The organism is Comamonas testosteroni TK102, from assembly GCF_000739375.1.
Taxonomy (GTDB): Bacteria; Pseudomonadota; Gammaproteobacteria; order Burkholderiales; family Burkholderiaceae_C; genus Comamonas; species Comamonas brasiliensis.
Genome location: NZ_CP006704.1, coordinates 234,039 through 248,948 on the forward strand (window position 1 = coordinate 234,039; position 14,910 = coordinate 248,948).

Sequence of the window (14,910 nt, forward strand, 5' to 3'; positions counted from 1 at the left end):
TCGCTTTTTAATAAAGGATTCTGAATAGATTTGATGCTGAAAATGTTTGGTAGCAAGCGATAGATGCTCCTCAAATATCAGGGCTTGAAGCCCGAGCGCTGCACCACCGGCGCCCATTGCGCGCGGTAGGCCTTGAGCATTTTTTCCGTGTCCTGCGCGCTGCTGACCACGGGCACCAGGTTGGAGGCGGCGAACTTGTGCTGCGTGTCGGCTTCCTTCATCACTTCCTGCACCAGCTGCGAAAGGCGCTGCACCGTGGCCGGCGCCATGCTCTGCGGGGCGAACAAGGTGTTCCAGCCCGTGCCGACCAGGTTCACGCCCAGCTCCTTGAGCGTGGGAATGCCGGGCGCCATGGCACTGCGGCGCTCGCCCGAGGTGGCCAGCACGCGCAGCTTGCCCGCTTCGTGCTGGGCAATCTGGGTGTCGAAAGTGTCGACGGCGATGGGGATCTGCCCGCCCATCAGGTCGGTGAGCAGCGGGCCCGAGCCCTTGTAGCCCACGACCTCGACCGGCACCTTGGCGGTCTCGCCCAGCATCAGCGCGAAAAAGTGCGGCAGGCTGCCCGTGGCCGGCACGCCGAAATTGGCCTGCTGCGGATTGGCCTTGAGCCAGGCCAGCAGGTGCGGCAGCTCCTTCACGGGTACGGCGCTGGCGACGGCCAGGCCGAACTCGTAGCGGTTCACCTCGCTGATGGGGCGGAAGTCCTTTTCCGGGTCGTAGCCGGAGTCCGGGAACACCAGCGGCGCCACCACCATCACGGCGGGATTGGCCAGCAGCACGGCGGGCTGGGAGGCGGGCGCGTTCTTCACGTACTGGGCCGACAGACGGCCGCCCGCGCCGGGCTTGTTTTCCACGATCACCGGGCTGCCCAGCCGGGCCTGCAGGCGGTCGGCCACGATGCGTGCCACGCGGTCGGTGGCGCCGCCGGGCGGATAGCCGACCACCATGCGCAGCGGTGTCTTGTTGGGAAACAGGGCATGGGTCTCCTGGGCCTGCAGCGCGCCGCTGCCCAGCAATCCTGCGCTCAGGCCGAGCCCCGCCGCGAGCTTGCCGAAGATTCTTCTTTGCATCGTCATGTCTCTCCTGGTCTGTGGTCCGCGCCGCGGTCTCACGCCATTGCTGATGGGAAAGTGGGCAGTGTAAGTGCGTGCCGGCACCGGCCTGAACAGCTCGGACGGGCGGTGTCCGGGCCTGCGGCCTCAATCGGGCTTCAGATTGATCTTGCGGGCCAGCGCTTCCCATTTGTCAGAGATCTCGCGCACCCTGGCCTGGGCCTGCTCGGGGCTGCTTCCCACCATCTCGATATCCACGGCCTTTACCCGCTCCTGCTGCTGCGGCGAGCGGATGGCGGCATCCATGGCGGCGAGAAAGCGCTTCTGGATCTCGGCAGGAACGCCCTTGGGGGCGGCGAGCAGCAGCCAGTAGGTGCCGTCGAAGTCGGGGTAGCCGGACTCGGCAATCGTTGGCAATGCCGGCAGCAGGGGCGAGCGCGTGCGCCCCGTGGTGGCCAGGGCGGTGACGCGACCGCTCTGGATCTGGGGCAGCACCGTGGGGGCGGCCAGGAAGCCGCAATCCACCTGGCCGCCCATCAGATCCTGCATGGCCGGTGCCGGCCCCTTGTAGGGCACATGCACCATCTTCACGCCGGTGCTGGACAGCAGGGACTCCATGACCAGATGGCCGGGCGAGCCCGCGCCGCCCGTGGCATAGGTCAGCTCGCGCGCCTTGGCGGCGTCCAGCATGTCCTTGACGGACTTGAAGCCGAGGCCGGGGTTGCAGATCAGGGTCTGCGAGAACCTGGCGGCGGCATTGAGCACCACGATGGCATCGCTGGAGTAGCCGATGTTCTTGTAGATATGCCTGTTGACGGTGAGCACCGGGTCCATGGCCCACAGCCAGGTGTAGCCGTCGGCTGCGGCGCGGGCGACCTCGGCCGCCCCGATATTGCCGTTGGCCCCGGCTCGGTTCTCCACGATCACGGCCTGGCCCAGGGCCTTCTGCACGGCCGCCGCGAGCGGGCGCACGGCGATGTCGGACGGGCCGGCGGGCGGTGTGGGAACGATGATGCGTATGGGCTTGGCGGGCCAGGTGTCGGCCGCATGGGCTGCCGTGAGCAGCGCGGCGGCCGCCAGCCCGGCCAGAGTGCGGCGGGCGATACGGGTGCAAGGCATGGTGTCTCCTGTCGTTTTCTTTGGAGCCACTGTAAGCAGTGACTCGATAATGGATCTAATCCATCATTCCTAGAGAAAACCCACAAACATCCATGACCAAGGTGCAGTGCCACCCCTGGCGGCAGCCGTCCGAGCTGGACGATCTGTTCCTCTACCATCTGGCCCGCCTGATGAGCTCGACCGGGACCATGGTGGTGCGTCTGTGCGAGGGCGGCTTCGGCATCACCCGGCGCGAGTGGCGCATGATCGGCCTGCTGGCCACCAAGGGTGCCATGCAGCCGTCCCGGCTCGCGGAGCTGGCACAGCTCGATCGCACGCGCACCTCGCGCACCATCTCCGCGCTGATTGCCAAGGGGCTGCTGCACAAGCAGGGCATGGCCGGCGACGGGCGCCAGGCCATGGTGCAGCTGACGCCAGCCGGGCTGGCGCTGCATGTGCAGCTGTTTCCGCAGATTCAGGCAATCAACCAGGAGCTGCTCGGCGACGTCAGCGATGCCGAGCTTCAGGTGTTGTCGCAGGTGTTCGAGCGCGTGCGCAATAGGGCGTCCCGCATGCAGGAGCAGGGCAGCTTTCCCAAGGCCGAGCGCCGCCGTGGCCGGGCCGCCGGCAGGCAGCCCGCCCGTGATGACGCCGCCGGCTGACGGCCTGTGCACACCCCTATTGCCTGTTTGAGCCGCTGGCGCATACGCTAGGCCCTACAGTCCGGCTTGAAGGGGAGGGGGCGTGATGGGTCTGGCTCTGGTTCAAAGTCGTGCCTTGCTGGGCTTGCAGGCACCAGGCGTCACTGTGGAGGTCCATCTGGCCAACGGCCTGCCTTCGTTCACCCTGGTGGGCCTGGCGGATGTGGAGGTCAAGGAGGCACGCGAGCGTGTGCGCGCGGCCATCGTCAATGCGGGGCTGCAGTTCCCGAACAACCAGCGCATCACGGTCAACCTGGCTCCGGCAGACCTGCCCAAGGACTCCGGCCGCTTCGACCTACCGATAGCGCTGGGCATTCTGGCGGCCAGCGGGCAGATCGATGCTCAGCGGCTCGCCGACTATGAGTTTGCAGGAGAGCTGTCCCTGACCGGTGCGCTGCGCCCGGTGCGAGGGGCCCTGGCAACGGCGCTGGCCTTGCAGCGTCAGCAGCGCCGCGTGCGGCTGGTGCTGCCGCCGGACAGTGCGCAGGAGGCCGCTTTCGTACCGGCAATCGAAGTCTTCAGCGCTGCGCATCTGCTGGATGTGGTCAGGCAGTTCATCGCGCATGACGCCACCCTGGCGGAGCAGGGCGATGACGCGGAGGGCTGGCAGCGGGTGCACTCCAGACCTGCCGAAGCCTCTTCGCAGTCGCTGGATCTGCGCGAGGTGCGCGGCCAGATGCAGGCCAAGCGCGCGCTTGAAATTGCAGCTGCCGGCGCACATGGTGTGCTCATGATCGGCCCTCCGGGTTCGGGCAAATCCATGCTGGCCCAGCGCTTTGCCAGCTTGCTGCCGGGCATGACCGATGAGGAAGCGCTCGAAGCAGCAGCCATTGCCAGCCTCAGCGGTCGTTTCACGCCGCAGCTGTGGCGCCAGCGGCCGTTTGCCGCGCCTCATCACACGGCCAGCTCCATTGCGCTGGTCGGCGGCGGCTCTCCACCCCGGCCTGGCGAGATCTCCTATGCTCATTGCGGGGCGCTTTTTCTGGATGAGCTGCCCGAGTTCGCACGCAGTGCCCTGGAGGCCCTGCGCGAGCCGCTGGAGACCGGGCGCATCACCATCGTGAGGGCCGTGCAGAGGGCGGAGTTTCCGGCCCGTTTCCAGCTGGTGGCAGCCATGAACCCCTGTCCCTGCGGCTACTGGGGCTCGCGCGTCAGGGCCTGCCGCTGCTCCCCCGATCAAGTGGCACGTTATCAGGCGCGCATCAGCGGGCCCTTGCTGGACCGCATCGATCTGCATGTGGAGGTGGCGGCATTGTCGCCGCAGGAGCTTCTGGCAGCGCCCGAAGGGGAGAGCAGCGCTGCTGTGCAGCAACGCGTGAGTGCGGCCAGGGACAAGGCCTTGCAGCGCCAGGGCCTGCCCAATCATCAGTTGCAGGGGGGCAGCTTGACACGCATCTGAAGCTGGAGCCCGAGGCGCTGACCTTTGCGCACAAGGCTGCAGCGCGCCTTGGCTGGTCGGCGCGCGGCACGCACCGGGCCCTGAAGGTGGCACGAACCATTGCCGATCTGGCTGGCTCCGATTCCATCACCCAGACCCACCTGGCCGAGGCATTGCAATACCGCCGTGCGCTGATGCAGCCGTGATGCCTGGCGTGCTCAGGCAGCCAGGGCCAGCGGCACGGGCCGTGCCTGCGCGGTTCGGGGATCGACGCCCAGCACCTGGGCAAACGCATGCAGTGCGGGGGACCAGCCTTCAACGGCTGCGGTCACAAAACAGGTGTCGACAAAGGCCAGCTCCTGTCCGCTCCTGCCGGGCAAGGTCATCCAGTGCACGCCAAAGCGCTGCTGCTGAGCTTCGACCAGAGAGCGCGACAGCAGCGCATAACCCATGCCGGCGGCCACGCAGCCGAGGATGGTGTCCAGCATGCCCAGCTCCATGATGCGCACCGCCGTCACCCCCATCGACGCCATCAGCAGCTCGATCCGCTGGCGGTAGCTGCAGCCCTGGCGGAAGGCCAGGAACACAGCGTTGCCGAAGTCCGCCGCGGTGGGAAAGCGCGTCAGCGGCTGTCCGCTGACCAGCACCAGCTCTTCGCGGAACAGCGGCCAGGAATGCAGCTCGCTCTGCGGTGCGGCCCCGTTGATGAAGGCGCAGTCGATGCGACCAGCCGTCAGCTCCATCAGCAATGCTGCCGTGGGCTGGGCATCCAGTTCCAGGTCGATGTCCGGATGCAGCCTGCGCAACTCGGCCAGCAGCGGTGGCAGACGCAGGGCGGCCGTGGTTTCCATGGAGCCTATGCGCAAGGCGCCCTTGACCTGGCCGGCGGCAAGCTGACGGGCCTGCAGCATGGCCAGCACCTGGTCATGCGACTGCAGCATCTGCCGCGCAGATTCCAGCAGCGTGCGTCCGGCCGGAGTGGGAAAGACCGGGTTGGCTCGCATCAGCAGCTGCACCCCTGCTTCGTCCTCGAGCTTTTTGATATGGGCCGTGACATTGGATTGCACGGTGTGCAGCCGCTGGGCAGCGGCGCCAAAGCTGCCGCTTTCGCAGACAGCTTCGAACATGCGCAGGGATTTGAGTTGCATATGCGGCTCCAATATCTTGAAATGAGATGTAGGTCATCATTTTGAATCATTGGACATGATCGAGTCGCAGCGTTTAGGCTTGATACCAATTTCCCTCCGGAACCCGAGCTGTGATCGAGCGCAAAGAACTTCCCCTGCTGTTGACCGGTTTCATGGCCACCTTGAGCGGCGTCGGCCTGGCCCGTTTCGCCTATACCGCGCTGATGCCGCAGATGGTCCATGCGGGCTGGTTCAGCGGCGAGCAGGTGGCTTATCTGGGGGCCGCCAATCTGCTCGGCTATCTGATCGGGGCTCTGGTCGCCGCGCCGCTGGCCGAGCGCATGGGCGCGCTGCGCGTGCTGGTGATCTGCTGGGTGGCCGTGATGCTGAGCTTTGCCGGATGCAGCCTGCCCCAGCCTATGGCCTTGTTCTTTGTCTGGCGGCTGATCTCGGGCATTGCCGGGGCCGCGCTGATGGTGCTGGGCCCGTCGGTGGCCATGGCTGCGGCCGCGCCGCAGCGCCGCGCCACGCTGGGCCCGCTGATGTTCTGCGGCATTGGCGTGGGAGCCTTGCTGGCCGCCACCCTGGTGCCCATGTTTGCGCGCAGCAGCCTGAGCGCCGTCTGGTGGGCGCTGACGGCGCTATGTGCGCTGGCGCTCTACAGCGGCTGGCATGCTGCGCGCCGGATCCCGCTGCATGCGCCGGTGGCGGTCCAGCCCACGGCAACGGCCGCAACGTCCGGTGCAACGCCATGGAGCCTGGCGGTGATCCTGGTGTTGACCGCCTATGCCTGCGACGCCTTCGGCTTTGTGCCGCACACCGTGTTCTGGGTGGACTACCTGGATCGCGAGCTGCAGCTGGGCGGCGCCTATGCCTCGACGCAATGGGCATTCTTCGGGCTTGGCGCGATGGTTGGGCCGCTGTGTGCGGCCTACTGTGCCACGCGCTGGGGCTGGTGGGGAACGACCACGGGCGCCTATGCCCTCAAGGCCGTGGCCATCGGCCTGCCGCTGGTCTGGGCCGGTTTCGGCGGTCATGCGCTGTCGGGTTTTGTGGTGGGGGCGCTGTCACCGGGCATGGCGGCCATCACCTCGGGTTATCTGATGCAGCTCATTGGCCCCGGCCAGCACAAGAAAATGTGGGGCTATGCCACGGCGGCATTTGCGCTGTTGCAGGCTAGCTCCGGCTATCTGATGGCATTTGTCTACGCCAGCAGCGGCAGCTATCGCCAGCTGTTCGTGCTGGGCTGCGCGGCGCTGGGCCTGGGGGCGCTGCTGGTGGCCTCCAGCCGCCTGGCCCGCGCGACGCAATGATCCATATCGAGAAGTGACAACCAGGAGACGCACGATGAGCAAACTACCTTTGTGGATGACAGGCCTGGGTCTGCAGCATCCCATCATTCAGGCCCCGATGGCCGGGACCTCGACCCCGCAGCTGGCGGCTGCCGTGAGCAATGCATACGCCCTGGGTTCGGTCGGCATAGGCGCCTACGGCCTCGAGCAGGCGCGCCAGCACATTGAACAGACGCGTGCGCTGACCAATCGCCCCTTCAACGTCAACCTCTTCTGTCACCGTGCGCCAGCAGCAGATGCAGAGCGCGAAGCGCAGTGGCTGCGCTATCTGGCGCCGGAGTTCGAGCGCTACGGCGCGTCCGTGCCGTCTGGCCTGCGCTGCATCTACGAGTCAGCGCTGGGCAATGCGCGATTGCAGGCCATGCTGCTGGAGCTGCGTCCCGCCGTGGTGAGCTTTCATTTCGGCCTGCCGGAGCAGGGCTTTGTCGATGCCTTGCGCGCGGCCGGCATTACCACGCTGGCCTGTGCCACCAGTCTTGATGAGGCGCGCCAGATCGAGCAGGCCGGGGTGGATGTGATCGTGGCCCAGGGCATGGAGGCGGGTGGCCATCGCGGCGCTTTCGTGCCCGAGCAGGACAGACTGATGGGAACCATGGCGCTGGTGCGGCTGCTGGCGCGCGAGTCCCGCCTGCCGGTGGTCGCCGCAGGCGGCATCATGGACGGCTCGGGCATTGCCGCTGCGCTGCAGCTCGGAGCCTGTGCCGTGCAGATGGGTACGGCCTTCATACTCTGCCCCGAATCCGCAGCCAGCCAAGCCTACCGCGCCGAGCTGCAAGGCGACAGCGCGCAGCACACCGCCATCACTGCCGCCATTTCCGGGCGTCCTGCGCGCGGCATGTTCAACCGTCTGCACCAGTTGGGACGAGACTATGCAGGCGCACTGCCCGCCTATCCCATGGTGTATGACGCAGGCAAGGCGCTGCACCAGGCAGCCAGCGCGCAGGGCAGCAGCGACTATGCCGCGCACTGGGCCGGTCAGGGCGCACCGCTGGCACGTGCCCTGCCTGCCGCCGAACTCGTGCGCACGCTGGCGCAGGAGCTGGATGCGGCGACTTCGGCTTAGCCCGGATCAGGCGCGGTGGGCCACCCAACAAGGCATGGTGTGGTCCTCCGAAGCTAGAGGACCTGTTTTTCGCGCAGCGCCTGCAGTTGCGCAGCGTCGAGCTGCAGTCTTTCACGCAACACCTCCTCGGTGTGCTGGCCCAGGGCTGGAGGCGCATAACGCAGTGTTGCCGGAGTGTCGGACAGGCGCAAAGGGCTGGCTGTGGTGACAACCTGGTTGATGCACTCGTCCTGCGGCAGCGGTCCATCCGGGTAGCGCTGCTGCGTGATGCGCAGGCCACGTGCCTGCACTTGGGGGTCTTCAAAGGCCTGATGGATGTTGTTGATAGGGCCGCAGGGCACGGCGCGGGCTTCCAGCAACGCGATCCAGTCGGCCGTGCTGCGGCTGCGGGTCAGCTCGGACATCATGTCCACCATCTCCCCACGGTGAATGACCCGGCCCGCGTTCGTGGTGAAGCGCGCGTCCTGGTGCCAGGCCACGCCGGCCGCTTCGCAAAAGCGTGCGAACTGGCCGTCGTTGCCGATCGCCAGCAGCATATTGCCGTCGGCCGTGGGAAAGTCCTGATAAGGAACCACGCTGGGGTGGGTGTTGCCCTGGCGGCCCGGAATGCTGCCGGTGTTCAGGAAACCTGTGCCCTGGTTGGCCAGCACTGCCATGGCCACGTCCAGCAGCGCCATATCGATATGCTGGCCTCGGCCTGTGTGGTGTCGTGCTTCCAGAGCGCTCAGAATGGCGCTGGTGGCATACATGCCGGTGAACAGATCGATCACGGCCACACCCACGCGCAAGGGGCCGCCGCCGGGCTCGCTGTCCGCGCGGCCGGTGATGCTCATCAGGCCGCTCATGGCCTGGATCAGCAGGTCGTAACCTGCGCGCGGCGCATAGGGCCCGGTATGGCCGAAGCCGGTGACGGAGCAGTAGATCAAGCGGGGATTAAGGGCCGCGAGGCTGGCGTAGTCCAGACCGTAGCGCTGCAGGCCACCGGTCTTGAAGTTCTCCACCACGATGTCGCTGTCCTTGGCCAGCTCGCGGATGATGGTCTGGCCTTCCGGGGTCGCCATGTCGACCGTCACCGAGCGCTTGTTGCGGTTGCAGGCTGCGAAGTAACAGGCGTGTGCAGATGCATCGCCCTGCGCATCGGCAAAAAAGGGCGGGCCCCAGTGGCGGGTGTCATCGCCTTCGCCGGGCTTTTCGATCTTGATCACGTCGGCGCCCATATCGGCCAGATTCTGTGTGCACCAGGGGCCAGCGAGCACGCGGGAGAGGTCCAGCACGCGCAGATGGCTCAGGGCACCTGTGCGGGCAGTGGCGGAAGAGTCAGGGGCAGCAACAGTCATGGAAGCGAAAAGAGGGTTCAGGTCCGAAAAGAGGCTGGCAGCCATCGTAGGCAAGCGCGGCCTCTGTGTGTTTCGCATTTGTGGAAGCCGGGTTTATCCGGGCCGGTCACGCCAATACGCGACAGCCAGCCAACTGGCGGCGTTCTTACAATGGGCCATGTCCATGCACTTTGACCTCGTAGACCTGCGCTTGATGACCCATATCGCGGAGGCCAACAGCATGACTCGTGGCGCCGAGCTCTCGTGCATTTCGCTGCCGGCCGCCAGCACGCGCATCAAGAACCTGGAAGACAGCATCGGCACCAAGCTGCTCTACCGCACCAGCCAGGGCGTGACGCTGACGCCGCCCGGCCAGGCGTTTGTCACCCATGCACGCATGGTGCTCAGCCAGATCGAGCACCTGCGCGGCGACATGCAGGAGTATGTGCGTGGCATCAAGGGCCATCTGCGCGTGTATGCCAACACCACTTCGCTGAGCGAATTCCTGCCGCCGGTATTGCGCGAGTTTCTGGGCCGCAATCCGGATGTGAATGTGGATCTGCGCGAGCGTCTGTCCCACGACATCGTGCGCGCCGTGACCGAAGGGCAGACCGACATCGGCATCGTGGCCGGTCTGGTGCGCACCGAGAACCTGGAAACCCTGCCCTACCGCAAGGACAGGCTGGTGTTGGTGGTGCCCAAGGGGCATGCGCTGGATGGGGAGATGCAGCTGGCGTTTTCCGACACGCTGGATCTGGACTATGTGGGCCTGCACGAGTCCAGCGCCATCCATGCTTTTCTGCGTCAGGCCTCGGACCATCTGCACAAGCCCATCAAGCAGCGCATCCAGGTCGGCAACTTCGAGACGGCTTGCCGCATGATCGAGTCCGGCGTGGGCGTGGGCGTGCTGCCGGAGTCGGCGGCCAGCCGCCACGCGGCGGTCATGAACATAGCCATCGTGCCGCTGTCGGATGCCTGGTCGGTGCGCGATATGCAGATCTGCATGCGCAGTCTGGATGCGCTGCCCAGTTTTGCCAAGGAGCTGGTGCAGCTGCTGGTGATCGATGCCGCGGGAACGTCCGATACCGGCGAGCTGCTCTAGGCGCGTAAGCACTTTCTAGAACGAGAGCGCGCTGCGCACGTGGAATATACATTTCAAGGCAATTCAAGCTCAAAGACTTGATTTCATCAGCGGGAGCTGCTCACTTTTCCAGTGTGGTGGGGGCTTTCCAGTACTTGAACGTGCCCTGGGCGGTAGCCACCAGCGTGCCTTGTGCGTCGGTGATCCTGGCGGCGCAGCTGCACAGGCTGCGGCTGGCTTGCACTACCCAGCCCTCGGCCAGCAAGCCGCCGCGACCGGGGCGGTGAAAGCGGCTGCTCATCTCCACAGTCACGGCGGTCTGCGACGGCGCCTGGGGCAGCGCGCTGGCGGCGCGCGACATCACCGAATCCAGCAGGCTCATCAGCACGCCACCATGAGCGGCAGGCAGCTGGTTGAGCAGCTCCTCACGCAACTCGGGCAGTCGTATCTGCACCATGCCGGGGGGCGCATCGGCCACCTGGCAGGCGCCCAGCAGGCGCATGAAAGCGCTGCGCTCATGGCCGAATTCCACAGGCCTTGTTGTCGGCGGGGCGATGGCGCTCATGCGTTGGCGCTCATGCGTTGGCGCTCATGCGTTGGCGCGGGCTTCGCGCACCATGTTGCGGGCAATGATGATCTGCTGGATCTGCGTCGTGCCTTCGTACAGCCGGAACAGGCGCACATCGCGGTAGAAGCGCTCGATGCCGTATTCGGACATATAGCCCGATCCGCCCAGGATCTGCACCGCGCGGTCGGCCACGCGGCCGCACATCTCGGTGGCGAACATCTTGGCGCAGGAGGCCTCGGTCGACACATTGCTGCCGTCGTCACGGCGGCGGGCTGCATCGATCGTCATGCATTCGGCCGCGTACAGCTCGGCCTGGCTGTCGGCCAGCATGGCCTGCACCAGCTGAAAGTCACAGATCGCCTGGCCGAACTGCTTGCGCTCCAGCGCGTACTGCAGGGCATCGCGCAGAATGCGCTTGGCGCAGCCCACGGCCACGGCGGCAATGTGGATGCGGCCTTTTTCAAGCACCTTCATGGCAGTCTTGAAACCCTTGCCTTCCTGCAGGCCGATCAGATTGGCGGCCGGCACCTTGACGTTGTCAAAGATCACGTCGCAGGTGTGGGCGCCGCGTTGGCCCATCTTCCTGTCGTATTTGCCGAAGCTGATCCCCGCAGACCTGGCGTCGACGATGAAGGAGGACACACCACCCGCGCCCTTGTCCTCGGGGTTGGTGCGGGCCATCAGCGTGAACATGCCCGCGTGCGGCGCATTGGTGATGAAGCGCTTGGTGCCGTTGACGATGTAGTGGTCGCCGTTCTTGACCGCCGTGGTGCGCAGCGATGCCGCGTCCGAGCCGGCTTCGGGCTCGGTCAGCGCGAACGAAGCAATCACCTCGCCGGTGGCAAGCCTGGGCAGCCACTGTGCCTGCTGCTCGGGCGTACCATCCATCAAAATGCCTTGTGAGCCAATGCCGACGGTGGTGCCGATGACGGAACGAAATGCCGGTGCAGTCTGGCACAGCTCCAGCAGCACGCGAACCTCTTCCTCCATGGTCAGCTCCAGCCCCCCGAAGCGCTCGGGAATGGTCAGACCGAAGAGGCCCAGATCGCGCATCTCCTGCACGATGGAGGCGGGGATCTCGTCGGTGTCGGCCACTTCGTTTTCGGCAGGCACCAGACGCTCGCGCACAAAGCGGCGCACGCTGTCGAGCAGGGCTTCAAGGGTTTCGGGATCGCGAATCATGTGATTTATTCCTTGTCTCGTATGGCTATGTCTTGCCTGATGGATAGCTTCTTCAAGAACCACTCAGCAGCTGCTGTCCGTGAGGAAAAAGCCGGTGCGGCTTCGCGCGGAGGCTGGCCTGCACCGAAAAGCGGGTTCCTTGCTTTGGGTGACGCGTAGCGGCCTGGGCTTAGAGTGCCTGCGCGGTTCCCAGAACCGCCGTGGCCTGGCTGGACAGCGTGCCGCCATTGCCATGGACCACGGCCGTGCTGTGGCGTGCCAGCTGTCGCTGGCCGGCCTGACCGCGCAGCTGGCGCACGGCCTCGATCAGCAGGAACACGCCATACATGCCCGGGTGGACGCAGGACAGGCCGCCGCCATTGGTGTTCACGGCCAGACGGCCGCCGGGGGCGATGGCGCCGCCTTGCACAAAGGAGCCGCCCTCGCCCTTGCGGCAAAAGCCCAGGTCTTCCAGGAAAAGGATGGTGTTTATCGTGAAGGCGTCATACAGCTGGGCCATGTCCATGTCGGCTGGCGTCAGCCCTGCCATGGCAAAGGCCTGCCGGCCGGATTGGGTGGCCGAGGTCACGGTCAGATCGGGCATGCAGGAGATCTGGCGGTTCCAGCAGGCCGTGGAATTGCCCAGGATGTAGACGGGGGGCTGTGGCAGATCCCTGGCACGGTCTGCGCGGGTGAGCACGATGGCGCCGGCACCGTCGGTGACCAGACAGCAGTCGCGCACGCCCAGGGGACTGGAGACCATGCGCGCCTTCAGCACATCGTCGATGGTGAGCGGGTCGCGCATAAAGGCTTCGGGGTTGAGCTGGGCCCAGGCACGGGCCGCTACCGCCACCTCGGCCAGCTGCTCGCGAGTGGTGCCGTACTGGTGCATATGGCGCTGGGCAGCCAGCGCATAGGCCGAGGCCGGCAGCAGCGGCTCGTAAGGGTGTTCATAAGGCTGAGGGTCCATGGTGCGGCGCGCGGCCACGATGTCCTTGCGGCCTGCGGAACCTGAGCGCTGGGCGCTGCCGTAGCAGATCAGCACGGCTTTGCACTGGCCGGCTTCCAGCGCGCGCATGGCGGGCAGCAAATGGGCCACGAAGCTGCTGCCGCCCAGCATGGTGCCGTCGATGTAGCTGGGATTGATGCCCAGATGTTCGATCACCGGCATGGCCCACATGCTGGCGGTGACGCTGCAGGTGGCAAGGCCGTCGATGTCCTGCATGGTCAGGCCGGCATCGGCCACGGCCGCGTGGGCAGCACGTACCAGCAGCGTCATATCGTCCATGCCGGGGGCTTCGCCGCAGCCATAGGTGGCAGCGCCGGCAATGGCAACCTTGCCGCGCAGGGCACGATTCACGGTTGCGGCATCCAGGCTGGATGAAGGCAGAGAAACGCTCATGCGACCTCTCCTGGTGCATTGACGGCGGGGTGGAATACGACCAGTCCCTTGCCGTTGTGCTGGATCGTCTGGGCAGTGACCCGCATGCCGATCTGCACGCGCTCGGGTGCAATGCCTTCGATGCGGCTCATCATGCGCACGTCTTCATCCAGATCGATCAGCGCCACGTTGTAGTCACCGCCGGCTTCGGCTTTGCGGGCGATGGTGGTGGTGGAGTAGACCGTGCCCTGGCCGCTGGGGCGTACCCAGCGCAGCGGGCTGGCGCCGCAGTGCGGGCACAGCTCACGGGGAGTTAACACATGTTGCTGGCAGGCCGTGCATTGCTGGATGGCGAATCGGCCGGCATCCAGTTCGGCCTGGTAATGGGTCTGCGCGCTTAAGTGCATGGGTGAGGCTCCGGGTTTCCTTGTTTTGAGGTCAGCATGCCTGCACCGCGCCCCGGTCTCAATTCGTGAATCTGAAACACCGTCTTCACGGAATATGGCGCCGCATCCGGGAGTGTCGCGGAACGGCGACCGGGCATGGCGCGCAAGCGACAGAAGCGCCTCGGGCATGCTGTTTTCCCCCGGAACCATGGCTGCGCGGTGAGACAGAGGATCAGCCGGCCTTGATGCCTGCGGTCTGTATCACCTTCTGCCATTTCCGGAGCTCGGCTTTCAGACGTAGGCGCATCTCTTCGGGCGTGCCAGGATCGCCTTCGGCGCCGGCCTCCAGCAGACGGGTCCTGACGGCAGGATCGCTCAGGGCCAGGTTGAAGTCGGCGTTCAGCTTGGCCAGCACTGCCTCCGGCGTCTTGGCTGGTGCAAACAGCGCTGCCCATGAATAGGCTTCATAGTTCGGCAGACCGCCGGATTCGGCAATCGTCGGCACCTGGGGCAGCATGTCCGAGCGCTTCTTGCTGGCCACGCCCAGCACCTTGATACGGCCTGTCCTGATGTGTTGCAGGGCCGAGGGGGCATCGGCAAACATCAGCTGGATCTGCCCGCCCAGCAAGTCGGTCATGGCAGGTGCACTGCCCTTGTAGGGAATGTGCTGCAGCTGGGTGCCGGCTTCCATGTTGAAGAGTTCGCCGGCCAGGTGGGTGCCGCCGCCATTGCCGGAGGAGCCATAGCTGAGCACCGTGCCTTTTTGGGACAGGGCTATCAGCTCTTTGACATTGTTCGCCGGCACGGAGGGATGGGTCACCAGAAAGACCGGGAACAGCGCGGCAAAGCTGACGGGGACAAAGTCCCTTTCGATGTCATAGGACAGCTTGCCCATCAGCCAGGGATTCACTGCATGGTGGATGGAGCCGACAAAGAAGTTGTAGCCATCGGCGGGATCCTTGGCTGCAGCCGCGGCACCGACCACGCCGCCCGCGCCGGCACGGTTGTCGATGATGGCGGCCTGGTTCCACATCGTGGTCAGCTTTTGCGTGAAGATGCGCGCCGTGGTGTCCACCGGGCCGCCGGGAGGAAACGGCACGGTGAACTTCACGGCCTTGACTGGCCATTGGCTGGCCTGGGACCAGGAGGCATTGCCCAGGGAGCTGAGCACGGCCGCTGCGAGCAGATGGCGGCGGTTCAGGGAAACGGCGTGGGATGGCATGGAGGATGTCTCACTGGATCTTGG

The 14,910-nt window shown here is 65.7% G+C and carries 13 protein-coding genes and 1 pseudogene; 5 read left to right on the forward strand and 9 right to left on the reverse strand.

The annotated features are described in order from the left end of the window. Positions 1-77: 77 nt before the first annotated feature. Together O987_RS00990 and O987_RS00995 are read right to left on the reverse strand one after the other, a co-directional pair. Positions 78-1,070, reverse strand: coding sequence for a Bug family tripartite tricarboxylate transporter substrate binding protein (locus O987_RS00990; RefSeq protein WP_043007149.1), 993 nt, complete (start codon positions 1,068-1,070; stop codon positions 78-80). 129 nt (positions 1,071-1,199) lie between these two features. Further along, positions 1,200-2,171, reverse strand: coding sequence for a tripartite tricarboxylate transporter substrate binding protein (locus O987_RS00995; RefSeq protein WP_043370518.1), 972 nt, complete (start codon positions 2,169-2,171; stop codon positions 1,200-1,202). Positions 2,172-2,263: 92 nt separating this feature from the next. Here O987_RS00995 and O987_RS01000 point away from each other — a divergent pair, with 92 nt between their 5' ends. Together O987_RS01000 and O987_RS01005 are read left to right on the forward strand one after the other, a co-directional pair. Continuing rightward, positions 2,264-2,812 carry a MarR family winged helix-turn-helix transcriptional regulator gene (locus O987_RS01000; protein ID WP_003059643.1) on the forward strand — a complete coding sequence of 183 codons (549 nt, stop codon included), beginning with the start codon at positions 2,264-2,266 and terminating at the stop codon, positions 2,810-2,812. A gap of 85 nt (positions 2,813-2,897) precedes the next feature. Continuing rightward, positions 2,898-4,435, forward strand: a pseudogene (locus tag O987_RS01005) (YifB family Mg chelatase-like AAA ATPase). Between the two features lie 12 nt (positions 4,436-4,447). Here the strand turns inward: O987_RS01005 and O987_RS01010 are convergent. After that, positions 4,448-5,377, reverse strand: a complete 930-nt coding sequence (locus O987_RS01010) for a LysR substrate-binding domain-containing protein (protein WP_043370519.1) — start codon at positions 5,375-5,377, stop codon at positions 4,448-4,450. A gap of 110 nt (positions 5,378-5,487) precedes the next feature. Here O987_RS01010 and O987_RS01015 point away from each other — a divergent pair, with 110 nt between their 5' ends. After that, a complete protein-coding gene (locus O987_RS01015) occupies positions 5,488-6,669 on the forward strand; it encodes a YbfB/YjiJ family MFS transporter (RefSeq protein ID WP_043370521.1) in 1,182 nt (393 codons plus the stop codon). A 34-nt stretch (positions 6,670-6,703) separates the two neighbouring features. Next, positions 6,704-7,771: an NAD(P)H-dependent flavin oxidoreductase gene (locus tag O987_RS01020; protein WP_043370523.1), complete on the forward strand. Its 1,068-nt coding sequence runs from the start codon at positions 6,704-6,706 to the stop codon at positions 7,769-7,771. A 53-nt stretch (positions 7,772-7,824) separates the two neighbouring features. Here O987_RS01020 and O987_RS01025 read toward each other — a convergent pair whose 3' ends face one another. Beyond that, positions 7,825-9,108: a CaiB/BaiF CoA transferase family protein gene (locus tag O987_RS01025; RefSeq protein WP_144244879.1), complete on the reverse strand. Its 1,284-nt coding sequence runs from the start codon at positions 9,106-9,108 to the stop codon at positions 7,825-7,827. Between the two features lie 157 nt (positions 9,109-9,265). On the opposite strand from O987_RS01025, the gene O987_RS01030 reads away from it, so the two are divergent. Beyond that, a complete protein-coding gene (locus tag O987_RS01030) occupies positions 9,266-10,189 on the forward strand; it encodes a LysR substrate-binding domain-containing protein (protein WP_043370524.1) in 924 nt (307 codons plus the stop codon). 100 nt (positions 10,190-10,289) lie between these two features. Here O987_RS01030 and O987_RS01035 read toward each other — a convergent pair whose 3' ends face one another. The 5 genes from O987_RS01035 to O987_RS01055 form a co-directional block, all read right to left on the reverse strand. Further along, positions 10,290-10,733 carry a PaaI family thioesterase gene (locus O987_RS01035; RefSeq protein ID WP_043370526.1) on the reverse strand — a complete coding sequence of 148 codons (444 nt, stop codon included), beginning with the start codon at positions 10,731-10,733 and terminating at the stop codon, positions 10,290-10,292. Between the two features lie 24 nt (positions 10,734-10,757). Then, complete coding sequence (locus tag O987_RS01040) at positions 10,758-11,918, reverse strand: acyl-CoA dehydrogenase family protein (protein WP_043370527.1); 1,161 nt, start codon at positions 11,916-11,918, stop codon at positions 10,758-10,760. 169 nt (positions 11,919-12,087) lie between these two features. After that, on the reverse strand, positions 12,088-13,299 hold the full coding sequence (locus O987_RS01045; protein ID WP_043370529.1) for a thiolase: 1,212 nt from the start codon (positions 13,297-13,299) through the stop codon (positions 12,088-12,090). Next, entirely contained in the window at positions 13,296-13,685 is a 390-nt protein-coding gene (locus O987_RS01050; protein WP_043370530.1) for a Zn-ribbon domain-containing OB-fold protein, read from the reverse strand. The genes O987_RS01045 and O987_RS01050 overlap by 4 nt, the downstream gene beginning before the upstream one ends. Positions 13,686-13,896: 211 nt before the next feature. Beyond that, on the reverse strand, positions 13,897-14,886 hold the full coding sequence (locus O987_RS01055; RefSeq protein WP_043370532.1) for a Bug family tripartite tricarboxylate transporter substrate binding protein: 990 nt from the start codon (positions 14,884-14,886) through the stop codon (positions 13,897-13,899). Positions 14,887-14,910: the final 24 nt, after the last annotated feature.